General features: G+C 67.3%; 16 protein-coding genes. 10 read left to right on the forward strand and 6 right to left on the reverse strand.

Going from position 1 to position 25857, the window contains the following annotated elements; translation table 11 throughout:
• The 3 genes from ON22_RS22590 to ON22_RS22600 all read right to left on the reverse strand — a co-directional run.
• Positions 1-8300: non-ribosomal peptide synthetase (locus tag ON22_RS22590; protein ID WP_043740515.1), on the reverse strand; the 8300-nt coding region annotated here is incomplete at its 3' end.
• Positions 8301-8671: 371 nt separating this feature from the next.
• Positions 8672-9430 carry a precorrin-4 C(11)-methyltransferase gene (gene cobM, locus ON22_RS22595; protein WP_033246910.1) on the reverse strand — a complete coding sequence of 253 codons (759 nt, stop codon included), beginning with the start codon at positions 9428-9430 and terminating at the stop codon, positions 8672-8674.
• A 320-nt stretch (positions 9431-9750) separates the two neighbouring features.
• Positions 9751-10176, reverse strand: coding sequence for a PPOX class F420-dependent oxidoreductase (locus tag ON22_RS22600; protein WP_033246911.1), 426 nt, complete (start codon positions 10174-10176; stop codon positions 9751-9753).
• A gap of 143 nt (positions 10177-10319) precedes the next feature.
• Here ON22_RS22600 and ON22_RS22605 point away from each other — a divergent pair, with 143 nt between their 5' ends.
• Both ON22_RS22605 and ON22_RS22610 read left to right on the forward strand, forming a co-directional pair.
• Complete coding sequence (locus ON22_RS22605) at positions 10320-10667, forward strand: DoxX family protein (RefSeq protein ID WP_033246912.1); 348 nt, start codon at positions 10320-10322, stop codon at positions 10665-10667.
• A gap of 359 nt (positions 10668-11026) precedes the next feature.
• On the forward strand, positions 11027-12406 hold the full coding sequence (locus tag ON22_RS22610; protein ID WP_033247020.1) for an MFS transporter: 1380 nt from the start codon (positions 11027-11029) through the stop codon (positions 12404-12406).
• Between the two features lie 75 nt (positions 12407-12481).
• On the opposite strand, the gene ON22_RS22615 is transcribed toward ON22_RS22610, so the two are convergent.
• Entirely contained in the window at positions 12482-12928 is a 447-nt protein-coding gene (locus ON22_RS22615) for a YybH family protein (RefSeq protein ID WP_157170428.1), read from the reverse strand.
• An 84-nt stretch (positions 12929-13012) separates the two neighbouring features.
• On the opposite strand from ON22_RS22615, the gene ON22_RS22620 reads away from it, so the two are divergent.
• Together ON22_RS22620 and ON22_RS22625 are read left to right on the forward strand one after the other, a co-directional pair.
• A complete protein-coding gene (locus ON22_RS22620) occupies positions 13013-14455 on the forward strand; it encodes an AAA family ATPase (RefSeq protein WP_033246913.1) in 1443 nt (480 codons plus the stop codon).
• A 126-nt stretch (positions 14456-14581) separates the two neighbouring features.
• Positions 14582-15007, forward strand: a complete 426-nt coding sequence (locus ON22_RS22625) for a hypothetical protein (RefSeq protein ID WP_156052407.1) — start codon at positions 14582-14584, stop codon at positions 15005-15007.
• Positions 15008-15183: 176 nt separating this feature from the next.
• On the opposite strand, the gene ON22_RS22630 is transcribed toward ON22_RS22625, so the two are convergent.
• Both ON22_RS22630 and ON22_RS22635 read right to left on the reverse strand, forming a co-directional pair.
• Positions 15184-16176, reverse strand: a complete 993-nt coding sequence (locus ON22_RS22630) for an Rpn family recombination-promoting nuclease/putative transposase (protein ID WP_157170429.1) — start codon at positions 16174-16176, stop codon at positions 15184-15186.
• Positions 16177-16615: 439 nt separating this feature from the next.
• Positions 16616-17221, reverse strand: a complete 606-nt coding sequence (locus ON22_RS22635) for an SACE_7040 family transcriptional regulator (RefSeq protein WP_033246916.1) — start codon at positions 17219-17221, stop codon at positions 16616-16618.
• A gap of 95 nt (positions 17222-17316) precedes the next feature.
• On the opposite strand from ON22_RS22635, the gene ON22_RS22640 reads away from it, so the two are divergent.
• The 6 genes from ON22_RS22640 to ON22_RS22665 all read left to right on the forward strand — a co-directional run bounded on the left by ON22_RS22640 (position 17317) and on the right by ON22_RS22665 (position 25762).
• Positions 17317-18936, forward strand: a complete 1620-nt coding sequence (locus ON22_RS22640) for a carboxyl transferase domain-containing protein (protein ID WP_033246917.1) — start codon at positions 17317-17319, stop codon at positions 18934-18936.
• Positions 18936-21170: an acetyl/propionyl/methylcrotonyl-CoA carboxylase subunit alpha gene (locus ON22_RS22645; RefSeq protein ID WP_081595770.1), complete on the forward strand. Its 2235-nt coding sequence runs from the start codon at positions 18936-18938 to the stop codon at positions 21168-21170. The genes ON22_RS22640 and ON22_RS22645 overlap by 1 nt, the downstream gene beginning before the upstream one ends.
• A gap of 82 nt (positions 21171-21252) precedes the next feature.
• Entirely contained in the window at positions 21253-22413 is a 1161-nt protein-coding gene (locus ON22_RS22650; RefSeq protein ID WP_033247023.1) for an acyl-CoA dehydrogenase family protein, read from the forward strand.
• A 47-nt stretch (positions 22414-22460) separates the two neighbouring features.
• Positions 22461-22940 (forward strand): MaoC family dehydratase, encoded by a 480-nt coding sequence (locus ON22_RS22655; protein WP_033247024.1) that lies wholly within the window; start codon positions 22461-22463, stop codon positions 22938-22940.
• Between the two features lie 43 nt (positions 22941-22983).
• On the forward strand, positions 22984-23814 hold the full coding sequence (locus tag ON22_RS22660) for an HpcH/HpaI aldolase/citrate lyase family protein (RefSeq protein ID WP_033246918.1): 831 nt from the start codon (positions 22984-22986) through the stop codon (positions 23812-23814).
• A 4-nt stretch (positions 23815-23818) separates the two neighbouring features.
• Positions 23819-25762 (forward strand): acetoacetate--CoA ligase, encoded by a 1944-nt coding sequence (locus tag ON22_RS22665; protein WP_033246919.1) that lies wholly within the window; start codon positions 23819-23821, stop codon positions 25760-25762.
• Positions 25763-25857 lie beyond the last annotated feature (95 nt).

Here is a 25857-nt window from a genome sequence, read left to right on the forward strand (position 1 = left end):
GTATTCGACGACCGAACCGGCGCGAGCCGATCGGCATCGGTCAGCGGCGCGGCATCGAAACCACTGGTATCGAGAGTGTCCAACGCCAGCACCGGCACACCTGCGATCTCCACCGGCGTGCCGCTGTCGGCCACACCGCTATCGGAGCCCCCGGTCACCGCCTGTACGTCGGCCGTGGTGGACAGCAGGCACACCGGTTCCGCGGTATCGAGAATGTAACCGATCCGCTCCGCCGGATGCGACGGATCCAACGGCACATACGCACCACCGGCCGCCACCACCGCATACATACCCACAACCAGGTCCACCGACCGGGAAACCAGCAACCCGACCAACGACTCCGGACCCACACCCTGCGCGACCAAATGCCGCGCCAAACGGTTCACCCGAGCCGAGAACTCGCCGTAGGACAGACTTGTCCCCTCGAACGACACCGCCACCCGATCCGGGTGCGCCGCTGCCATCTGCTCGAACCCGTTCAGCAGCAGCTGCTCGGGCAGCACATGCTCGGTCGAGTTCCAGTCGGCCAGCACCTCCATGCGTTCGACCGGCGCCAGGATCTCCAGATCGCCCACCGGGACACCCGGGGTCGTCACCACCGCGTCCAGCAACCGCATGAACCGATCGGCGAACGATGCGGCGGTCTCGGGGTCGAAGAGGTCGCGGGAGAACGACAGTTCACCCTGCATCGGGGAGTTCGTATCCTCGCCCATGCCACGGAAATTGAGCGAAAGGTCGAACTTCTCCAGCCCGATCTCGAAATCGACCGGGGCGACCCGCAGTTCCGGCAGTTCGAAGGTGCGGTCCGGCAGGTTCTCGAACGACAGCGCCACCTGGAAGAACGGGTGCCGGGCCTGGGAGCGGGTGGGGTTGAGGACCTCCACCAACCGTTCGAACGGCACATCGGCATGCGCGAACGCCTGCAGGTCCGCATTACGGACCGTGGCGAGCAGTTCGGCGAAACTCATCCCGCCCTGGACCTGAGTCCGCAGGACCAGCGTGTTGACGAACATGCCGACCAGGTTCTCCAGCGCGGCCTCACCACGGCCGGCGACGGGAGTACCGACGGCGATATCGGATTCGCCGGTCAGCCGGGCCAGCAACGCGGCCAGCACACTGTGCACCACCATGAACGGTGAAGCGTTGTGCCGGCGGCCGAGATCGGCGATCCGGCGCCGCATCTCCGGCTCGATCACGAAGGAATGGGTGCCGCCCGCATACGACGACACCGCGGGCCTCGGACGGTCGGCGGGCAGGGCCAGTTCGTCCGGCAGTCCGGCCAGTTCCTGTTTCCAGTACCGGATCTGATCGGAGATCAGCGATTGCGGATCGTCCTCCGAGCCCAGCACTTCCCGCTGCCAGAGCGCGTAATCCGCGTACTGCACCGGAAGATTCACCCAGGCCGGCGATTCCCAGCTGATACGGGCCGCGTAGGCGACCATCACATCCCGCGCCAGCGGGCCCATCGACCAGCCGTCGGCGGAGATATGGTGCACCACCATACCGAGCACGTATTCGGAATCGCTGATTTCGAAAAGCCGCGCATGCAAAGGCACTTCACCGGTGACGTCGAACGCCATCGTCGCCAGATCGATCAGGTGATCGATCAATTTGTCCTCGCGGATCCGGAACGGGGTCAGGTCCGGAACCACCTGCGCCGCATCCAGAATCACCTGAACCGGTGTCTGCCCGGTTTCGGGGAACACGGTGCGCAGGGATTCGTGCCGGTCGATCACATCGATGATCGCGACCTGCAGTGCCGCCACATCGAGTTCACCGGACATCCGGATGGCGACCGGGATATTGTTGACCGCCGATTCGGTGTCGTAGCGGTTGAGGAACCACATCCGCTGCTGGGCCAGCGACAGCGGGATATCGCCGTCGCGACTGCGGGCGACCAGCGCCTGCCGCGCACCTTCACCGACATGGGATTCGATCCGCGCCGCGAGCGCCATCACGGTGGACGCTTCGAACAGGGTGCGCACCGGTACCCGGGTGTCCAGGGCGGCGCCGAGCCGCGCCGCGACCTGGGTCGCGATCAGTGAATTACCGCCGAGTTCGAAGAAATCGTCGTCGAGACCGACCCGGTCGACGCCGAGGACCTCGGCGAAAACGTCCGCGACGATCTCCTCGATGGGCGTGACGGGCGTGCGGAACGCCTGGGTCTGGAACTGCGGCACCGGAAGCGCCTTGCGATCCAGCTTCCCGGCCGGGGTCAGCGGGATCTCGTCCAGCACCATGATCGAGGACGGCACCATGTACGCGGGCAGCCGATCCTGGATATGCGCCGTCACCGCGGGCACATCGATCGACTCACCCGGCGCGGCAACGACATACGACACCAGTGTCATCGCGCCGGAGACATTCTCGTGGCCGATGGTGACGGCGAAATCGACGGCAGGGTGTGAGGTCAGCGCGGCATCGATCTCGCCGAGTTCGATACGGAACCCGCGGACCTTCACCTGGAAGTCGTTGCGGCCCACGTATTCGACGGTCAGCGCGCCGGAGCCGTCGCGCCGCCAGCGTACGACGTCACCGGTCCGGTACAGGCGCTCCCCGTCGCTGCCGAACGGGTCCGCGACGAACCGGCCGGCGGTCAGCGCGGACCGGGCGTGATAGCCGCGGGCCAGCTGGACACCCCCGAGATACAGTTCGCCGATAACCCCCTCCGGCACCGGGTCCAGCCCGCCGTCCAGCACCAGCGCCCGCATGCCCCGTACCGGGCCACCGATGGTGACCGGTTCGCCGGGCTGCAGCGGGCCGCTGATATTGGTGGCGATGGTGGCCTCGGTCGGACCGTAGGCGTTGAACAGCCGGCGCCCCGTGGTGGCCGCCCAGCGGCCCGCGAGATCCGCCGGAATCGCTTCACCACCGGTGATGACGACGCGCACATCGTCCATCGCATCGAGATCCAGGGAGGCCAGCACCGACGGGGTGAGGAAGGCGTGCGTCACCCCGGTCGTCTCGATGAGATCGGCCAGTTCCGCGCCGCCGAACATCATCTGCGGCACGATGACCATGGTTCCGGCCGCACCGACGGCCAGGAGCAGTTCCAGCACCGAGGCGTCGAACGACGGGGAGGCGAAGGCCAGCGCGCGGGTGGACGTATCCAGCCCGAACCGCTGCACCTGCTCGGCCGCGAAGTTACGCAGGCCGAGGTGGGTGACCGCGACCCCCTTCGGCAGACCGGTCGAACCGGAGGTGTAGATCATGTACGCCGTATTCGCGGTGCGCAGCGGCGCCCGCCGATCGGCATCGGTGATCGCATCGGCCGAACTCGCCATGACCTCCGCGGCGAGTTCGGGATCGTCGAGACTGATCCAGCCGCCGGACAGTTCCGGCAGTTCCGGCAGCTCGTAATCCTCGGTGAGCCCGAAGGCGGCGCCCGAATCGGTGACCATGTGGATGATGCGGTCGGCCGGGTAGGCCGGGTCCACCGGGACCAGCACCGCACCGGATTTGACGATCGCCCACAGCGCCAGCTGATACCGCCACGAGCGGCCCAGCGCCAACGCGACCGAGACCTCCGGCCCGGCCCCGCGCTCGATGAGCACCCGTGCCAGCTGGTTCGAGGCGGAATCCAGCTCGGCGTAGGTATAGGACTCGTCATCGGCGACGACCGCGATACCGTCGGGATTGGTGACCGCCGCGGCCGCCAGCAGACCGGCCAGGGTATCCGGCTGTTCGGCCGGTCCACCGGCGCAGGCGGTGAGTTCGGCACGCTCGGCGGGATGCAGTAGTTCGATGGCGCCGACCCGGGTGTGCGGATCGTCGACGATCACGTCGAGCAAGCGCTGCCAGCGGGTGACGAACGAGCGGACCGTGGACTCGTCGAACAGGTCGGTGGCGTAGGAGAGGACCAGGTCCATACCTGCCGGTTCACCACGGCTGCCGCGTTTTTCGGTGATGGTCCAGACGAGGTCGAATTTGGCGATCGCGAGTTCGATTTCCGCGGCGCTGATCGACAGCCCGGGGATCTCCAGATCGGCGTGCGAGATCTCCTGGAACGACAGCATCACCTGCACCAGCGGCTGCCGGGCCTGCGAGCGGGCCGGGTTCAGCACCTCGACCAGCCGCTCGAACGGGACATCGGCATGCGCGAAGGCGGCGAGATCGGCTTCGCGGGTGCTGTCGAGGAATTCGGTGAACGGACGGGTGCCGTCCACGTCCGAACGCAACACCAGGGTGTTGACGAACATACCGATCAGATCGTCGAGCGCCTGCTCGCCGCGGCCGGCCACCGGCGTACCGACGGCGATATCACCGGTTCCGGAGAGCCGCGACAGCAGTACCGCCAGCGCGGCGTGCAGCACCATGAACAACGTCGAGCCGTTGCCGCGGGCCAGATCCGAGAGGCGTTCGTGCAGTTCGGCATCGATGGCGAAATGGTGCTGCGCACCACGGAAACCCTGCACCGCCGGGCGCGGCCGATCGATCGGCAGATCCAGCTGATCGGGCAGCCCCGCCAGCGTTTCCCGCCAGAAGGCGATCTGCCGGGCCGCCATGGATTCCGGATCGTCCTCGCGCCCCAGCAGTTCCCGCTGCCAGACGCTGTAATCCCGGTACTGCACCGGCAGCGGCGCCCAGGACGGCTCCACGCCGGTCGCGCGCGCCACATAGGCCGCGGCGACATCGCGGGACAGCGGGCCGAAGGAGAACCCGTCGGCCGAAATATGGTGCACCACAATGGCGACCGCATGCTCCGGGGTGCCGTTGGACCGGGCGCCGGCCACCTCGTAGACCCGTACCCGGATGGGCAGTTCCCGGGTCACGTCGAAACCGGTGGCAGCGAATTCGGCCAGCGCGTCGGGCAGCCGGTCGGCATCGATCCGCTCCACCCGGAGCCCCAGGTCGATATCGTCCATCGGCAGGACCAGCTGATAACCGCCGTCCCCGGATTCCGGGAAAATGGTCCGCAGCGACTGCTGGCGTTCGATCACATCGTCGAGAGCGGCGGTGAGCGCCGCGACATCGGCATGACCGCGCAGCCGGATCACGAACGGCAGGTTGTAGGTGGGCGCGGCGGGGTCGAACTGGTTGATGAACCACATCCGCTGCTGCGCCGGCGACAGCGGCACCCGATCGGGCAGCGACCGGGCCACCAGCGGAGGCCGGGACTCACGGGATTCGCCCGCGGTGGCGATCTCGATACGGCCCGCCAGAGCGGCCACGGTGGGGGTTTCGAACAGCGCCCGCACCCCGATGCGGACCCCGAACGCGGCGCTGATCCGCGCGACGACCTGGGTCGCGACCAGCGAGTTACCGCCGAGATCGAAGAAGCTGTCGTCGACACCGACCACCTGCTGGCCCAGGATATCGGCGAAGATCCCGGCCACGACATGTTCGGCCTGCGTGCGCGGGGCGCGGAAACCGGCCACATCGGCGCTGAACACCGGTTCGGGTAGCGCCTTGCGATCCAATTTTCCGCTGGTGTTGAGCGGAAGCGCGTCCAGCACCAGGATCGCGGCCGGGACCATATAGGACGGCAGCTTCTCGCCGAGGAACCGGCCGAGTTCGACCGGTTCGACGGTATGCCCGGGTGCGGGTACGACATAGGCGGCCAACTGCTGGCCGGTGGCGGTATCGACCACCAGCACCACGGCCTGACTCACCGCCGGATGGGCGAGCAGATCGGTTTCGATCTCGCCCAGTTCGATGCGCTGACCGCGGAACTTCACCTGGAAGTCGGTCCGGCCGAGGTATTCGAGCACCCCGTCGGCACGCCAGCGCACCAGGTCGCCGGTGCGGTACATCCGGTCTCCCGGTGCACCCAGCGGGTCGGCGACGAAACGGTCGGCACTCAGATCCGGGCGGCCCAGATAGCCGCGGGCCAGCTGCCGGCCCGACAGATACAGCTCACCCGGTGCGCCGACGGCCGCCGGCCGCAGGCGGGCGTCGAGCACCTGGACCCCGACATTCCACTCCGGCACACCGATCGGCACCGAGACGGTATCGGCGGTGGTGGCCTCCCAGTAGGTCACCGACACCGCGGCCTCGGTGGGTCCGTACAGGTTGTGCAGGCCGGCACCGGAGATCGCCTTCATCGCCGCGACCGTTTCCGGTGGCAGCGCCTCGCCGATCACGAACACCGCGCGCAGCCAAGCGATCTGCTCGGGGTCGGCGTAGGAGGCGAACACCGTCAGCATGGACGGGACGAAATCGGTGATGGTCACCCCGTGCCGGGCAATGGTTTCGGCGACGTAGGCCGGATCGCGGTGGCCGTCCGGAGTTGCGACGATCAGGGTGGCGCCCGACATCAGCGGCAGGAAATAACCCCACAGCGAGACGTCGAAGGTGGTGGCGGTCTTCTGCAGGTAGACGTCGTCCGCGGTGAAACCGTAGGTGTCCAGCATCCACAGCTGCTGGTTGACGATGGCGTGATGGCTCACCGCCACACCCTTGGGGCGGCCGGTGGAACCCGATGTGTAGATGACGTATGCGGTGTTGTCCGGGCGCAGCGGGGAGAGCCTGTCGGCATCGGTGATCGGCTCGTCGGAGAACCCGGCGGTATCCAGGGTGTCGACGGTCCGGGACCGCACCGATTCGGGCAGGTCCGGCTGATCCGCGGTAACCGTCAGCACGCAGACCGGCGCCGCGCTCTCCAGGATGTAGGCCGTGCGCTCGGCCGGATGGTCAGGGTCGATCGGGACATAGGCGCCGCCGGCACGCAGGACTGCGTGCATCGCCACGACCAGTTCGACCGATCGGCGCATCCCGAGGGCGACCAGCGATTCCGGGCCCACACCGTCGGCGATCAGATACCGGGCCAGCCGGTTGACCCGCGCGCCGAATTCGGCGTAGGTCAGACCTGTCCCCTCGAAGTCGACCGCGAGGTTGTCCGGGGTACGCGTGATCTGGGCATCCAGCAGCGCGGGCAGCGTGGTGTCCGGTACCTCGTGCGCCGCATCGTTCCAGGTCTCCACGGTCGCGGTGCGTTCGGCGGCGGTGGTGATCGCGAGCTGCCACACCGGTTCGTCGGCCTCGGCGGCCAGGAATCCTTCGAAAAATTCGAGGAACCGGGTGTGATGCCGGCCGGCCTCTTCCTCGGTGTAGAGGTTGGGGTTGGTTTCGAAGTCGATATGGCTGCGGGTGCCGCCGATCGACTGATAGAAGTTGACGCCCAGATCCTCGATACTGCCGGTGGACAGCACATGCAGGCTGCCGACGCTGTCACCGAGGCGCAATTCGTCCTGGAACAGCATGATGTTGACCCACGGCCCGAAGAATTCCGTGGTCACCACGCCACCGCCGGCGGAATCGCGGCGGATGTCCTCGTGCCGGTAGCGCTGATGCCGCAACGCCCCGGATACCTCGAGCTGTACCTGGCGGCGCAGATCGGCGATCGTGGTCTCGGCGCCGACGTGCAGCCGCAGCGGGACGATATTCGACGAGACGCCGCCGGAGCGGCGCATGAGCGCGGTGGTGCGCGCGGTGACCGGCAGGCTGAGAATGACGTCCTCGGCGCTGTTCCATTGCGCGAGGTAGGCCGCGAACGCGGCGATCAGCTCCTGGGCGGGCGAGGATTCGTAGCGGCGCACCGCGTCGTCGAGCGCGGCGTTCTGGTCGTCGGTGAGCGGCCCCTGGACCACACCGTTGCGGGCGGCCGGGGCAGCCGAACGCCCGGCCAGGCTGGTGCCCTCCTCGAGCCCCGCGACCCGTTCGGCCCAGTACTCCTTGTCCGTGCGGAAGCGGTTGCTCTCGCGGTAGGTGAGCTCCTGGTCGTACAGGGTGCGCAGCTGCGCGGCCTTGGACGGCGCGGGTTCCACACCCGCCCGGTAGGCCGTGTACAGCTCGGCGATCCGGTTCATCATGTTCATGGCGCCGTAGCCGTCGATCACGATGTGGTGTGCGCGCACATACCAGTACCAGTGATCTTCGCCCAGATGCAGGGCTGCGGCACGGATCAGGCGGTCGGTGGTCAGATCCAGCGGGCGGCCGTACTCGTCGCGCATCCAATCCCGGGCGGCGGCGACCGGATCGCCTGCGGTACGCAGGTCCACATAGCGGACCTCGTCCTCGAGGCTGTGATCGACGAACTGCAGCGGTTCCCCGTCGCGTTCGACGATGCGCAGCAGGCCCGAACCCAGTTCGTGGGAGGCGTCCAAACTGGCCCGGGTCAGGGTGTCGACATCGAGCTCACCGCGCAATTCGACGTACTGGGCGATATTGACCGGCACCTGTGGGTCGACATGCTGCGCGTACCAGATACCCAGCTGTGCAGGCGACAGGGGGAACAGATCCCCGTCGGCGGTTGCCGAACCACTGTTCGTACCGTTCCCGCCGTTGTCCAGCCGGTCCAACCGTAACCTCGCTTCCGGAACGCACGCGTGCGCTTCCCGTCACCACCTGGTCGCGACGCGCACCGCCCGTAGCGCGATGTCCGCTGTTCCAGGTCCACTTCTTGTTCGATCAGGCAGAAATGTCCATCGGAAGTATCCGTTTATCGGGCCGAGGACGTTACATCGGACGCCGGGTACCACCGGGCACCTCCGGTGCCGTGGGACACCGTGTACCCGCACCCGCGCGCCGACTCCTGACCACCGATCCAATCTACCGTCGTACCGGCGCCACACCAACCGCGTTACGCAGGTGCAGGCCGGGGCCCGCGCGGTGGCTGCCGGGGTGTCCGGGCAGGTCCCGCAGTGGGCTCTCGTCCCGGTCTCGTCCGGGCCTATCCGGTGAGGTGGGCACGGTCACGTGCCGGGTCGTAAAGGTGGGATTGCACACAGGCCGCACCCGGGGCCAGCGCCCGGCCGACCAAGATCACCGCCGCCTGTCGCAGCCCGGCCGTCTCGACCTGATCGGCGATATCGGCCAGGGTGCCGCGCAGGACCATCTGCTCCGGCTGGCTGGCCCGGTACACCACCGCGACCGGACAGCCGGCCCCGTAGTACTCGGCCAGCTCCACCGCCAGCTCCCGGGTACGGGTGACAGCCAGATGCAGGGCCAGCGTGGCACCGGTCCGGGCGAAACCGGACAGCGCCTCGGAATCCGGCATCGCCGTCGAACGGGCCTGCATCCGGGTCAGCACCACCGACTGCACGACCTCGGGAACCGTCAACTCCGTACCCAGCAACGCGGCCGCGGCCGCATACGCGGGCACTCCCGGGGTGATATCCCACGGCACACCCGCGGCGTCGAGCCGGCGCGTCTGCTCGGTGAGGGCGGAATAAAGAGAGGTATCGCCGGAGCACAGCCGGGCCACATCCCGCCCGGCCGCGGTCGCCCGCACCAGATGTCCGGTGATCTCGTCGAGGTCCAGCCGCTGGGTATCGATCAGCTCGGTCCCCGGGGCACAGTGCGCGATCACCTCGGGGTCCAGGTAGGTCCCCGGGTACAGGCATACCGGGCACCGCCGCAGCAGCTCCACCGCACGCACGGTCAGCAGATCGGCGGCGCCGGGCCCCGCCCCGATGAAGTGCACGGTCATGGGACGAGCATAGGTCCGGCGCCCTCTTCCCCCGAGCCCCCGCCCACGCACGCCCGACATCCGGGCCCCCGGCCAGGACTCTTTCGACGCCGCGTCCGGTCCGGCGCCGGATCCGGCCGCCACGTCCCGAGAGATCCCCGAAAAGGCGAACGGCCCTATCCGGCAGACGACACGGACGGAGTACGTATGGTGGCGGCCGGGGCACCGCCGAAACGGTTCACCGCATCCGCGCGGCGCACGTCCGGGATCTCCGGCGCACCGCCGCGATCAGGGGCTGCGCCATGATCACCGGCGACGGCCTCGGGCGGACGACGCCCGGCTCAGCCGACGGCGTCGAAGAAGGCGATGACCTTTGCCGGCTGTACCCGCACCAGGAGTTCACCGGGTACACCGTTGCGGCGGCCGAACTCGTCGGCGCGGGCCGTACCCATATAACGGCCACCGATCGCGGTCGCCGTCCGCAGCAGTTCGGCCGGGTCCTCGGACAAGGTGACCGTGCCCTGGATCTGCACCGCCGCATAGGGCGGCTCCTCGAGATCCACCACCAGCGCGACCCGCGGGTCGCGCTGCAACGCCTTTCCCTTCGCGGTGTTCTTTCCGGTGTTGAACACGATTTCGTCCCCGTCGAGCAGGAACCAGACCGGGGTCACCACCGGACGCCCGTCACCGGCGGTGAACGCCACTTTGGCGGTACGGGTTCCGTAGCTGAGGAATTCGCGCACCTTGGGATCGGAAAGCGAGGCCATACGGATCAGCCTAGGGCGCCGCGAGCGCTGCCCGGACATATCTCGCGGCGCGGCGAGCCGCCATGACCATGTCACACCCGGGTGGCCCGCGTCGTCGACCGGATACCCGCCGGGATACGCCGGCCGCAGAGAGTTGGTGCGAGATGGACGTCGCTTACTACACAGTCGGAATACTGACCGCTCTATGGGTCGGGTTCTCGGGCTACTCACTTTTCTCGAAACAGCAATTCGTCGTCGAACCACTCGAGCAATACGGTGTGCCGCGGTCGTGGTGGAACTGGCTGGCCGCGGCCAAAACTGCCGGGGCACTCGGGCTGATCGCCGGTTTCGCGCTGCCCGCGCTCGGCATCGCTGCCGCCGCCGGCCTGATCCTCTACTTCCTCGGGGCCACCGCAACGGCCTTACGCGCACGCTCGTACAAGACCTCGGTCTTCCCGCTGCTGTACTTGCTTCCGGTCGCCGCGACCCTGGCCCTCCAACTCGCCCGGTAACCGGTGCGGATGACGGACCCGGATCGGCCAAGCTCCGAACCGGCGCAGGTTCTCGCCCGGCTGTACCGGTACAGCCGGGCCCGGCCCCGAATACGGCGGAAGCCGAACCGCTGCGTATCGACACCATCCGCGCCGGTGCCGGCGCCGGGAGGGTCTGAGCGCGACAATCTCCGTACTTGTTCGCAGTGGACAAGCGGGCCGGGATCCCGCAGGCAGACCGGTGGTCGCCGCGGACAACCGTTCCCGCTGACCGGACTCCGTACGAACAAACCGCGCCGAATTGCCGATGCGGCGTCTGCATCCGGGTGATACTCCGAATGGCCCTCCGGGTCGGGGCCGCAGCGCGTGAGGAGTGGGCGATGAGCGTGGTGGACGGTGCGAAACAGGCCGACGGGAACTCACCACCGGAGCGAGGCGGGTTGCGGCGGGTGGTCGCCGCATCCATGGCCGGAACCGTGGTGGAGTGGTACGAGTTCTTCCTCTATGGCACCGCGGCGACGCTGGTGTTCAGCAAGATCTTCTTCCCGGAATCCGACAGCGAACTCGATGCGATCCTGAAAGCGTTCCTCACTTATGCGGTCGGGTTTGCGGCCCGCCCGCTCGGGGGCATCGTCTTCGGGCATTTCGGCGATAAATACGGCCGCAAGCGGCTCCTGCAGTTCAGCCTGATCCTCGTGGGTGCAGCCACCTTCTTGATGGGCTGCCTGCCCACCTACGGCCAGATCGGCTACCTGGCGCCCGCCCTCCTGGTCATCCTGCGCTTCCTGCAGGGTTTCGCGGTCGGCGGGGAATGGGGCGGCGCCGTCCTGCTGGTGGCCGAGCACAGCCCGGACAAGAGTCGCGGGTTCTGGGCCAGCTGGCCGCAATCCGGTGTCCCCGGCGGCAATCTGCTGGCCACCGTCGTTCTGCTGGTACTCACCACCGTCCTGTCCGAGGACGATTTCCTGTCCTGGGGTTGGCGTATCGCGTTCTGGTTGTCCGCGGTGGTGGTTCTGATCGGCTATTACATCCGCACCAAGGTGACCGATGCACCGATCTTCACCGCGGCGCAGAAGCAAGCCGAACAGGTAAAGACCTCGTCCTTCAGCGCGATCGAGGTTCTGAAGCGGTATCCCCGCGGCGTGCTCACCGCGATGGGCCTGCGCTTCGGCGAAAACATCATGTACTACCTGGTCGTCACCTTCACCATCACCTACCTGAAGGTCCAGCACGATATGGCGACCGACGACATCCTGTGGTGGCTGCTCGCTGCCCACGCCGTGCATTTCGCGGTGATCCCGCTGATCGGCGCACTCACCGACCGGATCGGCCGGCGTCCGGTCTACCTGGCGGGCACGATCGGCGCCGGCCTGTGGGGCTTCATCGCCTTCCCGATGATGGACACCGGCAACGGCTGGATCATCACCGCGGCAATCGTCCTCGGCCTCATCGCCCACGGCTTCATGTACGCCCCCCAACCGGCGATCATGGCGGAAATGTTCCCGACCCGGATGCGCTATTCCGGCGTATCCCTCGGCTACCAGGTCACCTCGATCGTCGCGGGCTCACTGGCCCCGGTGATCGCGGTCAAACTCCTGGACACTTTCGACTCCCCTGTCCCGATCGCCATCTACCTGGCAGCGGCTGCTGCCGTGACCGCGGTCGCGGTGCTGGTGGCGCGCGAAACCAAGGGTTTCGACCTGACCGATATCGACCGAGCCGATGCGGCCCGCGACACCACGACAACCGTCCGGCTCTGACAACCGGCATCACGAGGAACTACTACCGCCGTCGGACACAGGCGCCGACACCTGGTCGGCCGGCCGGTCGTTCGTTCAGCTCTGGATCGAGCCCGCGATATTGGTGTTGTGCACCGAGCAGACCCACCAGGTCCGGTCGCGCCGAAGCAGGACCCAGGTGCCTCGGTTGGCGAGTGAGAACTCTGCGGTGTGCAGGGTTTGCTCGACGTTGACGATTGCGTGGTCAGGTGTCAACAGACGGAGGGCCAGCAGCTCGAAACGAGCTCGCGCATCAGGGCTGTCACCGAGACGAGCGCGATGGTAAGCGTGCAGTTCATCCCACCCCCGGAAGATCGCCCCCGCCGGCGTGATGAAGACGACGTCTTCGGTGAACACCCGATCGAACGCCGCTGCGTCCTTGGCCTCCAATGCCGATTCCAGCTGCCGGAAAAGGGTGTCGATCTCGGCTGTCGTCGCCGCGTCGGCACCGGATATTCCGGCTGCTGGACGGCCACCGACCGAGGCGTGCTCGAGAGAACTCACTTCCCGCACGCTACGCGCTCTGAATGGGTAGTACCCTTCTATGTAGATAACTTCTACGTAGAAGACCTCTACATTGGAGGCCGGGTGGCTGGTTTCGTCGGACGACAACGTGAACTGGATATGCTCGACAGTCGGCTGCGCCGCGTCACCGAGTCTGCGTCCGGGATCGCAGTCGCGATCCGCGGGCGAAGGCAGGTGGGCAAGTCGAGGCTGGTCCAGGAGTTCTGCGACCAGTCCGCGGTGCCGTATCTCTACTTCACCGCAACCAAAGGCGCCGCACCTGCGGAATCCCTCGCGGGGTTGTTGCGCGAACTGCGCGAATCCTCGCTGATCACCGATCCCGAACTGCTGCCCGAGCAGATCGGTTCGTGGGCGGACGGATTCCGGGCCATAGCCGCAGCCCTACCGGACGGGCCGTCGGTCGTGGTGATCGACGAGGTGCCCTGGCTGACCGAGCAGGACCAGAGTTTCGACGGGGTCCTGCAAACCGCCTGGGATAGGATGTTGTCGCGACATCCGGTGCTTTTACTGCTCTTGGGCAGTGACTTGCACATGATGGAACGCCTCACCGCCTACGATCGGCCTTTCTACGGCAGAGCGGACAACTTCGTTCTCGGGCCCCTCAACCCGGTGGAGATCGCGGACGCCACCGGACTCGGTGCGGCGGACGCGCTCGATGCGCACCTGATCACCGGCGGGCTGCCGGGAATTCTGCGGAGTTGGCCGCGCGGCCGTAGCCCGCTGGAGTTCCTCGAGGGGGAATGTGCAGATCCGGCGGCGCCGCTGTTCAGCGTGCCGGAGTCGGCACTGCTGGCCGAGTTCCCGGCGCCGGACCAAACACGCCGCGTACTGGAGTCGGTCGGCGGCGGCGACCGAACTCACGCCAATATCGCGGCAGCGGCCGGTGGCAGCGGCGGCCCGATTGCCTCCGGCAGCCTGTCGCCGATTTTACGGCGACTCACCGTCGACAAACGAGTGCTCGCTATCGACGAGCCATTGTCGATCCGGCCCGGCAAACCGGCCTTGTACCGGGTCTCCGACAGCAATCTCCGGCTGTACCTTGCGGTATTGCGCGCCGCGCAGGACCTTTCGCGCCGGGGGCGGTCCGCAGCCGCGTTCCGGCTGATCGAACGGCGCTGGACCACCTGGCGGGGACGAGCTGTCGAACCGCTCATCCGCGAATCATTGGAACTTGCCGCTCTCAGCGGCCGCTTACCGTGGCAGTCCGTGGAAACCGTCGGCGGCTGGTGGAATCGGCGTTTCGATCCCGAGGTAGACCTGGTAGGCGCCGATCGCGGACCGGTCGCGAATCGGATCGAATTCGTCGGCTCGGTGAAATGGCTCGGTACGCCCTTTGATCGGCGCGATCTCGTGACATTGCGAAAGTCCGCCGCCGAGGTACCCGGCTACGAGCCGGGCGAATCCGGTTTGGTCGTAGTCAGCCGGTCCGGGATCGCCGCGGATGTCCGCGACGCGGGCGCGGACCTGATTTGGGGCCCGGACGAGGTTCTTTCGGTCTGGAGGTAGCGCCGACCGCACGGCGATGTACCGGCGAGCAAGGCTGCCCCCCACTTGTCGGTTGCCGGTGCCATGATCACGCGCGCTGATCAGCAGACCAGCGGAGACCGGATATGTCGACCCAGGAGGATCGCGGTGTTCACGATCAATGTCCGCCCCGGGGAATGGTTGGGGCCGGATCGCATATTGGCAGTAGTCGAACTGCCCGTCGCGGGCCGACGATTCGCGATGGCATCGGCTGTCGGAACCGCAAACGATCTGGACTGGGCACTCCAATTTACAGATGGCTACCGGTTCGAAAGGATCAGAGAATTAACTGTCAAGGGTGAGGGTGTCATCCATACCCGTGTAGGGCGGTTGCCCGATAGCAGTGTCTGCATCCAGTATTCCGGGTGGGCTTTGGAAGTTGCGGTCCTGAGGGTAGGCAAGCTGTTCGGACCAGGCGGGGACGATCTCAGCTTCCGGTCGAGCATGCAGGAATGGATCGACAACGGCTGCATGGGAGGGCTTTACGACTTGGACCGAGTCTATATGGAGCTGAGACCATGCCTCGAAGAATAGGAAAGCTCCAAGCCTCGACCTCTGGTTCGGCCGCACAATCAACATCAGCGAACCCAGCAGGTCACGGCCACTTTCGACGACCTCTCCCGCGTGGATACCGAGTAGGTGGCACCGTTCCATGTAGATAGCTTCTACATAGATTCGTTCTACATTGGAGGCTGGGTAAGCAATCGGAGTCAGGCGAACAGTTCGTCGAGGGTGGACGCCGACAGAATCCGAGTGGTCCAGGCGCGGACCCGGTCGAGGTCGGCGGACCGGACGCGATCGACGGTCGCGGCGGGTAGCCGACCGAACTTGGCGTCCATCTGCTCGAGCAATGCTTCGGCGCGCCCGCGCGCTTTGCCCCGTGCTTCGATCATCTCTGCTGTGGTCACTATCGCCTCCTTCGCTCGTGGACCGAGCTGTTCGAAGACCGCCGCGAGGTCGGCCTCGGGGGTTTCGCCGACCGTGACGAGGTAGGTCAGCACGGTCAGGTAGTTGCCGAGGGGGTCCGGACCGGATTCCAGGGCACGCAGATCTTCGAGCCAGTCCAGCATATCGCGTCCCAGCGCCGGGTTCTTGGGAGCGATGCGCTGCAGGACCAGCAGCACCCTGGCCGCGGGGGTCAGGTCCCGGGCCCGCAGGGCGGCCGGGTCGAGCACGGCCACGTCGTCGAGCAGGAAACGGAACCGGGGCAGGTAGGGGCCCATGGCCTGGCGGGTGTCGTCGTCAAGGTCGAACAGATCGGCCAGTTCGGTGGGCGCCGACCAGGCCCGGCCCTTGGCAGTGTTGTGCACGACCAGCGGGATGATCGCGGGCAGCGTGGTGACCTTGGCGGCACCGGAGGACTTGCGCTCGCGGTGGTTGTCGGTCAGGTACTGGCGCCAGATGGCCACCACGTATTCGAGCATGCGGAAGGCCATGAACCGGTCGCTGCTGGATTGGTGTTCGATCAGGATGTAGATGTAGGCGGGGTGGCCGTCGAGGCGGGTGCGGTAGAGCAGATCGCTGTACCGGTTGGCCAGGTCCGGATGGACGAAGCTGCTCGGGTGGGGCCGCAGGTCGGTCAGGTCGAGGCGGGCAATTAGCGCTGGGGACAGCGCGGCGCGTATTTCGGAGGCAGCGTTATCGCGGCAGGACATGACTTTCCGGAAGTACGCGTCGTGCGGGTTGGACCGCTGCTCCGTCATGGCGGAGACGATATGCGCGGCGTCCGACAAATAGACGATCAGGCAAATCGATTGCGAGGCAGTCCTTCCGACCGAGCACGCCGACTGCGTCCGGGATGATCGAATCAGCATCCGAGCTGCAGAACTTGCCGCAGCTTTCGGTGTTCGGGCGCCACGTATCGTGGCGGGGAACGTGCCGACGTGGAGCATCTCGGGACTGCGAATACCAGCCTGGACGTGGAAGCCGGCAATCAAAGTCGGCGCCGGATTCAGCCGCCTTCCTGCGGCCGAGCAGGACGGCGCACTCGCGATCGCAGTCCTGCTCGGGAGCCTCATTCGGACCGCGCCGAATCGCCGCTCAGCCGGGCCCGGACAGCGCAGGCATCGGGCCCGCACCCCTGACCGGGCACGCCGGTAGGGGTGCCGACAGCGGAACGGCCGCCGGGTGGGCCCCACCGACTCAGTCCGGTAGGGGCCCGGTAAGCGCGGTAAGCGCCATCAACCGCAGCACCGAGCGGGTGCGGCCGCGGGCGGGGCCGGCGCTGTGCGGGGTGGAGTTGAGCAGGCCGAAGACGGCGTGGGCCTGGATGCGGGCGGTGTCCTCGTCGAGTTCCGGGGTCAGGTCACAGAGCACCCGTACCCAGATCTCCACGTAGCGGCGCTGGGTGCGGCGGATCTCGCGGCGGGCCGGAAGGGGGACGTTGTCGAGGTCGCGGTCCTGGATGCGAATGAGTTCGGGGTCGCCGAGGGCGAAGTCGAGGTGGAAATCGACCAGGCCGGCCAGGGCGTCTGACGGATCGGCGGCGTCGGCGGCTACCGCGGTGCCGCCGTCGAGGAGGCGGCGGCTGATGCCGACCAGGAGTTCCACGAGGAGGGCTTCCTTGTTGGGGAAGTGCCGGTAGACCGCGGGGCCGCTGATCCCGACCGCCGCGCCGAGATCGTCGAGGCGCATACCGAGGTAGCCGCGTTCGGCGATCAGCCGGGCGCCGGCGGCCAGCAGTTGGTCGCGGCGCTGCTGTTTGCGCAGCTCCCGGTTGGTCGGGGTGGCAGAATCGGCGCTGGTCACCCGTACTCCTTCGGCATTCTCTGGACAACTCGGTTAGTCAAGATTAACCTGAATTCCAGTTATCAGCGATTAACTCAGATGGGCAGGATCATGTGATGACCCGCACCGCGAGCCCCGCGACCGCCGCCCGGCCGGCAACCGATAACCGGGCCGCCAATCAGGCCCTGGTAGACGAGTTGCGCCGCCGCCTCGCCGAGACCGCCCGCGGTGGCTCGGAGAAGGCCCGGCAGCGTCATATCGACCGCGGCAAACTCCTGCCGCGTGATCGCGTGGATCAACTGCTCGACCAGGGCAGTCCGTTCCTGGAACTCTCGCCACTGGCCGCAGTCGGCATGTACGGGGACCAATCGCCGGGTGCGGGCATCATCACCGGTATCGGGCGGGTGGCGGGCCGCGAATGCGTGATCGTGGCCAACGACGCCACGGTCAAGGGTGGCACCTACTACCCGGTGACAGTGAAGAAGCATCTGCGCGCCCAGGAGGTGGCGCTGCACAACAACCTGCCGTGCGTGTACCTGGTCGATTCGGGTGGCGCCTACCTGCCCGAACAGGACGAGGTGTTCCCCGACCGCGAGCATTTCGGCCGGATCTTCTACAACCAGGCCACCATGAGCGCGCAGGGTATCGCACAGATCGCCGCGGTGATGGGGTCGTGCACCGCGGGCGGGGCCTATGTGCCGGCGATGAGCGACGAGGCGGTGATCGTGCGGGATCAGGGCACGATCTTCCTCGGCGGCCCACCGCTGGTGAAGGCCGCGACGGGCGAGGTGGTGACGGCCGAGGAGCTCGGTGGCGGCGCTCTGCATTCCCGCACCTCCGGGGTCACCGACCATCTGGCCGACGACGACCGGGATGCGCTGCGGACGGTGCGCCGGATCGTCGGCACGCTCGGACCCCGCCCAGAACCCGCGTGGGAGGTGCGCGACGCCCGCGAGCCCGCGGTGCCCGCCGACGACCTCTACGACGTGGTTCCGGTGGACCTGCGCACCCCGTATGACGTGCGGGAGGTCATCCACCGCCTCGTCGACGCCGATCCCAGCGGCGAAACCGGATTCCATGAATTCAAAGCCGAGTACGGCACCACCCTGGTCACCGGTTTCGGGCATATCCACGGACATCCGGTGGGTATCGTGGCCAACAACGGCGTGCTGTTCGGCGAATCCGCCATGAAGGGCGCGCATTTCATCGAACTCTGCGATAAACGCAAGATCCCGCTGCTGTTCCTGCAGAACATCACCGGATTCATGGTCGGACGTGATTACGAGGCCTCCGGTATCGCCAAACACGGGGCAAAAATGGTCACCGCGGTGGCGTGTGCGCGGGTGCCGAAACTGACCGTGGTGATCGGCGGCTCGTACGGCGCCGGGAACTATTCGATGTGCGGGCGGGCCTATTCACCGCGGTTCCTGTGGATGTGGCCGAATGCCCGGATCTCGGTGATGGGTGGCGAGCAGGCGGCATCGGTGCTGGCCACCGTGCGCGGCGACCAACTCGACGGAAACGGTCGACCCTGGAGCGACGCCGACCAGGAGGCGTTCAAAGAACCGATCCGGCGCCAATACGAGGCCCAGGGCAATCCTTACTATTCGACCGCCCGGCTCTGGGATGACGGGGTCATCGACCCGGCCGATACCCGGACCGTGCTCGGACTGGCTCTCTCGGTGTGCGCGCAGGCGCCGCTGGAACCGGTCTCCTACGGCGTATTCAGGATGTGATGACCGTGCTGAACACCAACCATCCCCTGCCGTTCGACACCGTACTGGTCGCCAATCGCGGTGAGATCGCCGTCCGCGTCATCCGCACCTTGCGCACCATGGGCTTGCGGTCGGTGGCCGTGTACAGCGATGCCGACGCGCACGCCGCGCATGTGCAGGCCGCGGATATCGCGGTCCGGCTGGGACCGGCCGCGGCCCGCGACAGCTATCTGCATATCGACCGCATCGTGGATGCCGCCCGCCGCACCGGCGCCCGGGCCGTGCATCCGGGATACGGATTCCTTTCCGAGAACGCCGCTTTCGCGGCCGCGCTGGATGCCGCCGGAATCGTGTTCCTCGGTCCGCCCGCGAAGGCGATCGAGGTCATGGGCGATAAGATCACCGCGAAGACCACGGTGTCCGCCTCGGGGGTGCCGGTGGTCCCGGGCATCGCCGAACCAGGTCTGACGGATGAGCAGCTCATCGCCGCCGCCATCGATATCGGCTATCCGGTATTGGTCAAACCGTCCGCGGGCGGCGGCGGCAAGGGTATGCGGCGGGTCGACGATCCCGCCGACCTGCCCGCCGCCCTGGTCAGCGCCCGGCGGGAGGCCGCTTCCGCGTTCGGTGACGACACTCTGTTCCTGGAACGGTTCGTCACCCGCCCGCGGCATATCGAGGTGCAGATCCTGGCCGATACCCACGGCACCGTGCTGCATCTGGGTGAACGCGAATGCAGTCTGCAGCGCCGGCATCAGAAGGTGATCGAGGAAGCACCTTCACCGTTGCTGGACGCCGAGACCCGCGCCCGGATCGGTGCGGCCGCCTGCGCCACCGCGCGCAGCGTGGACTATGTGGGCGCGGGCACGGTGGAATTCATCGTCTCCGCCGATCGCCCGGACGAGTTCTTCTTCATGGAGATGAACACCCGCCTGCAGGTGGAACATCCGGTGACCGAACTGGTCACCGGGTTCGATCTGGTGGAATGCCAGGTCCGCATCGCCGCCGGGCAGCGGATCCGGCTGGAGCAGGACGATATCCGGATGCAGGGTCACGCGGTCGAGGCGCGGGTATACGCCGAGGATCCGGGCCGCGGTTTCCTGCCGACGGGTGGCACCGTCCTCGATCTCCGGGAACCGGCGGGCCCGGGTGTTCGGGTGGACTCCGGGCTCGCGGTGGGCACGGTGGTGGGCAGCGATTACGACCCGATGCTCGCGAAGGTCATCGCACACGGTCCCGACCGCGCAGCCGCGCTGTCCGCGCTGGACCGGGCACTCGCCGAGACCGCGGTACTCGGGGTGCGCACCAACACCGATTTCCTGCGTTTCCTGCTGGCCGATTCCGATGTGGTGGCGGGTCGCCTGGATACCGCGCTTCTGGACCGGCGGGCCGGCGATTTCGCGCCGGACCCGGTCTCCGACGAGGTTTTCGCGGCCGCCGCCGTATACCGCTGGCTGCGGCAGTGGCCGGCGGGACCGGCCGACCCGTGGTCCTACCCGACCGGGTGGCGGGTCGGGTCGGCCGCACCGATCCGGGTCCGGCTGGCCGGCGGCGATCGCACGGTGCACGTCTACCTCACAGGCACCCCGGATTCGGCCGATCTACGCGTCGAGGACGCCGAACCGGTATCGGTGACAGCGGAACTGGGCCGGCCATCCGCAGGGCAGGCTTCCGGCGAATCCGTCCGCACGGTCACCCTCACCTTCGACGGCCTGCGGCGCAGTTACCGGGTCGCGGAATCGGACGGCACCCTCTGGGTGGCCGGGCCGGGCGGAGTCGCGGCGGTGCGGGAGCTGGCCGAGGAATCGGTCCGGGCCGACGCCGCCGCGGTGCACGATGCCGAGATCCGCAGCCCGATGCCCGGAACCGTGCTCGCAGTCGCCGCGGCGAGCGGCGCGACAGTGGCGGCCGGCGATCCGATCCTGGTGGTCGAGGCGATGAAAATGGAGCATTCGCTCACCGCACCGCTCACCGGCACGGTCGAGATCCTGGTGGCGGCCGGCGCTTCGGTGCGGCTCGACGAGGTTCTCGCCCGCGTCCACGTCGAGCCCGGCGGAAACGAATCCGCGGGATCGGTCCCGGGAGCCGACGACGACCGATCAGCAGGGTCGGCGGCCGCGCCGGCTGCCATCGGTTCCACCGGGCCGGGCGGCACAGATCCCGCGTCCAGCACGGAAGCCGCCGGGTCCGCATCGGGCGCCGGGACAACCGGCCCCGCACGTTCCGCCGAATACATCGGTGCCGATCCCGAATGACCCCCACGGGATCGACGACCACAGCGCCGGCGCCGGACGACACGGCGACCCTGTACCACTCCGAGAACGAGAAGAGGCGAAGGTGAGCGATTTCCTGTCCACCGGCACCCTGCCCGACCACTACCGCGACCTCGCGCTGACCGTACGGGATTTCGCGAATCAGGTCGTCGCGCCCGTGGCGGCGAAACACGATGCCGAGCACAGTTTCCCGTACGAGGTCGTCTCCGGGATGGCGAAGATGGGCCTGTTCGGGTTGCCGTTCCCCGAGGAGTATGGCGGGATGGGCGGCGACTATTTCGCGCTGTGCCTGGCCCTCGAAGAACTCGGCAAGATCGACCAGAGCGTTGCCATCACCCTGGAGGCCGGGGTTTCGCTGGGCGCCATGCCGGTCTACCGGTTCGGTGACGAGAAGCAGAAGCAGCAGTGGCTGCCCCGGCTCGCCAGTGGCGAGAATCTGGGCGCGTTCGGGCTCACCGAGCCGGGCGCGGGCAGCGATGCCGGCGGTACCCGAACCACCGCCGTCGAGGACGGTGACAGCTGGATCATCAACGGCAACAAGCAGTTCATCACCAACTCCGGCACCGATATCACCGCCCTGGTGACCGTGACCGCGGTAACCGGGCAGACCGGCGGCAAGAAGGAGATCTCCACGATCCTGGTGCCCGCCGGCACTCCCGGTTTCACCGCCGAGCCCGCCTACAACAAGGTCGGCTGGAACGCCTCGGACACCCATCCGCTGACGTTCACCGATGTCCGGGTGCCCAAGGAGAACCTATTAGGGGAACGCGGCCGCGGCTACGCCAACTTCCTGCGCATCCTGGACGAAGGCCGGATCGCCATCGCCGCGCTGTCGGTGGGTGCGGCCCAGGGATGTGTGGACGAATGTGTGCGCTACGCCGGTGAACGCGAGGCGTTCGGGCGGACGATCGGCAGCAACCAGGCGATCGCCTTCAAAATCGCCCGGATGGAAGCCCGCGCGCATACCGCCCGCACCGCCTACTACGACGCGGCTGCCCTCATGCTGGCCGGGAAACCCTTCAAGAAGCAGGCTTCCATCGCGAAACTGGTGGCCAGCGAGGCGGCGATGGACAACGCCCGGGATGCCACCCAGATCTTCGGCGGCTACGGGTTCATGAACGAATACCCGGTGGCGCGCCACTATCGCGACAGCAAGATCCTGGAAATCGGCGAGGGCACCACGGAAGTACAACTGATGCTGATCGGACGGGAGCTCGGGCTGTGAGCAGCGAGGACAAGATCACCAAAAATGTCGAGCACGACACCACCGGCCTGAAAAGGGTCGTACAGTCCGGTCTGTGGTTCGAGGAATTGGAAACCGGTGTGCTCTACGAGCACCGGCCCGGCCGGACCATGACCGAAACCGACAACGTGCTGTTCAGCACCCTGACCATGAACAACCAGGGTCTGCACATCGACAAGGCCTACAGCGACGCCCAGGAACCGTTCCACGAGCGGCTGGTGAACTCGCTGTTCACCCTGGGCACGATGGTCGGGCTGGCGGTCGCGCACCTCACCCAGGGCACCACGGTCGCCAACCTCGGTTTCGAGGAGGTGAAGTTCCCGGCACCCCTGTTCCACGGCGACACCATCTACGTCGAAACCGTGGTCCTGAAGAAACGCGAATCGAAGAGCCGGCCCGGCCAGGGAGTGGTCACGTTCCGGCATGTGGCGCGCAACCAGCACGGCGCCATCGTGGGTATCGCCGTACGGCACGCCATGATCCGGATGCGTCCGGCGGAGCAGGCATGAACCCGCGCACCGCCGGGGCCGGTACGCGCAGGAGGACAGTCCGATGACCGATCCCACCGGCTGGGAACCCGCCGGCCCGGCATGGCTTTTCTGCCCGGCCGACCGTCCGGAGCGTTACCGCAAGGCCGCCGACGCCGCGGACGTGGTGATCCTCGATCTCGAGGACGGTGTCGCACCGGCCGACAAACCCGCCGCCCGCACGGCCCTCACCGAAACCCCGCTCGACCCCGCCACCACCGTGGTGCGGGTCAATCCGGCCGGCACCGCCGACCACAACCTGGACCTACAGGCCCTGCGCGGCACCGAGTACCGGCTGATCATGCTGCCGAAAACCGAATCCGCCGAACAGGTATCCGGCCTCACCGGGTACGAGGTTTTCGCGCTCATCGAATCCCCGGTGGGTGCGCTGGCCATCGAATCGATAGCCGCCGCACCCAACACCCTGGGCGTGATGTGCGGGGTCGAGGACCTCGTCGCCGCCATGGGCGGTACCGGTACCCGGCGCGCCGACGGCAGCTACCGGGACGTGGCACGGCATCTGCGCAGCACCGGCCTGCTCGCCGCGAAGGCATACCGGCGGCTCGCCCTGGACATGGTGTACTTGAACATCCGCGACCTGGACGGTTTGCGCGCCGAAGCCGAAGACGCGGTGGCCGTGGGTTTCGATATCAAGGTCGCCATCCACCCCTCCCAGATCCCGGTGATCCGCGCGGCCTACGCCCCCTCCGAGGCCGAGGTGGCGTGGGCGCAGGGGGTACTCGCCGCCGCCCCGAACCACCGCGGAGTCTTCACCTACGAGGGCCGGATGGTGGATTCCCCACTACTCCGCCATGCCGAGCAGATACTGCAGCGAGCCGGAAAAGCAGGAGGTTGACGCGGTGGAACCACAGTGGGTCCCCAGCGCACGTGATATCGCTGATGCCCGGGTCACGGATTTCGCCCGCTTCGTCGAAACACGAACGGGCACCGAGTTACCGGACTATCACGGCCTGTGGCGTTGGTCGGTGGACAATATCGCCGATTTCTGGGCAGCGCTCTGGGATTACTTCGATCTCGGGCCCGTCGCGGGCGAAGTACTGGCCCGGCCCGATATGCCGGGGGCGCAATGGTTTCCCGGGACCACCCTGAACTATGTGGATCGGGTGATCGCGCAGGCCCGCACCGACCGGCCGGCGATAGTGCAGGTCACGGAGGGGTCCGAGGGCGTCATCGAAACCTCCTGGGCCGAACTGCTCGCCGGAGTGGCCGCATTCGCACGGACGCTGCGTGAATTGGGTGTCCGGCCCGGCGACCGGGTGATCGGTTATCTGCCGAATACCACCGAGACCGTGATCGCCTTCCTGGGCACCGCGGCGGTCGGTGCGGTATGGAGCGCGTGTGGCCAGGACTATTCGGCCAAAGCCGCCCTGGACCGGCTCGGCCAGCTGGAGCCCACTGTTCTGGTCACCGCCGACGGCTACCGTTACGGCGGTAAAGCACACGACAAGAGCGCCGATATCGCCGCGCTGCGCGCCGGGCTGGACACCCTGCGCGCCACCGTCGTGGTCTCCCGGCTGGGAATCGAGATCCCCGACAGCACACCGTGGTCGGTGGCCGCCGATTCGGCCGGGCACACCCTCCCGGAAACCGAAGCGGTCGATTTCTCGCACCCCCTGTGGATCGTCTTCTCCTCGGGCACCACCGGGCTGCCCAAGGGAATCGTGCACGGCCACGGCGGGGTAGTGCTGGAACACCTCAAAGCCGTTGCTCTGCAATCCGATATCGGACTCGACGACACCTTCTTCTGGTACACCAGCCCGAGCTGGATGATGTGGAATTTCCAGATCGCCGGACTGCTCGCCGGCGCCACCATCGTCTGCTACGACGGCAGCCCCGCCCATCCGCGACCCGACACCCTCTGGGAGATCGCGGCCCGTACCGGCACAACGGTGCTCGGCACCAGCCCGGGCTACGTTCTGGGCTGTATCAAGGCGGATTCGGTACCCGCGATCGATCACGACCTCTCCGCGCTGCGACTCATCGGAATCACCGGTTCCTCGCTCCCACCCGCCTCCTCCGTGTGGTTGCACGAGAACGCCGGCGGAGTCCCCGTCGCCTCCATCAGCGGCGGTACCGATGTGGTGTCGGCGTTCGCCGGTGGGGTGCGCACCGTCCCGGTATGGCCGGGTGAGCTGTCGGCACCGTATCTGGGAGTCGCGCTGGATGCCTACGACGAGGCCGGGCAGCCGGTACGCGATGAGGTCGGCGAACTGGTGGTCACGGCACCCATGCCGTCCATGCCGATCCGTTTCTGGCGCGACCCCGACGGCACCCGCTACCACGACGCCTACTTCGACACCTATCCCGGCGTATGGCGCCACGGCGACTGGATCACCCGCACCGGCCACGGCAGCGTGGTGGTGCACGGCCGCTCCGATTCCACCCTCAACCGCCACGGCATCCGGATGGGCAGCGCCGATATCTACCAGGCGGTGGAACGGCTCCCCGAGATCAGCGAAGCCCTGGTCATCGGCGCGGAACAGCCCGACGGCGGCTACTGGATGCCGCTGTTCGTCGTCCTGGCCCCCGGCGCCGAACTCACCGACGACCTGCGCGACCGGATCAAGGAGGTGATCCGCACCGAGGTCTCCCCGCGCCACGTCCCCGACGAGATCCTGGCCGCTCCCGCCGTCCCGCACACCCGCACCGGTAAGAAACTCGAGGTGCCGATCAAACGCCTGTTCCAGGGCGCCGATCCCGCGCGGGTGGTGGAACGCAGCGCCGTCGACGATCCCGCGCTACTCGACTGGTACAGCGGTATCCGCCCACCCGCCGGCCGCTGACCACACCAAAATGCGCCGCCGGGACCGCTGCGCGAACTAGCCTGATCTGAGCTGATCCACCAAGCAAAGCCCGCTCCACCTGTACGCACACAGTC

This window comes from Nocardia carnea NBRC 14403, from assembly GCF_000308515.1.
In the GTDB taxonomy this organism is placed as follows: domain Bacteria; phylum Actinomycetota; class Actinomycetes; order Mycobacteriales; family Mycobacteriaceae; genus Nocardia; species Nocardia carnea.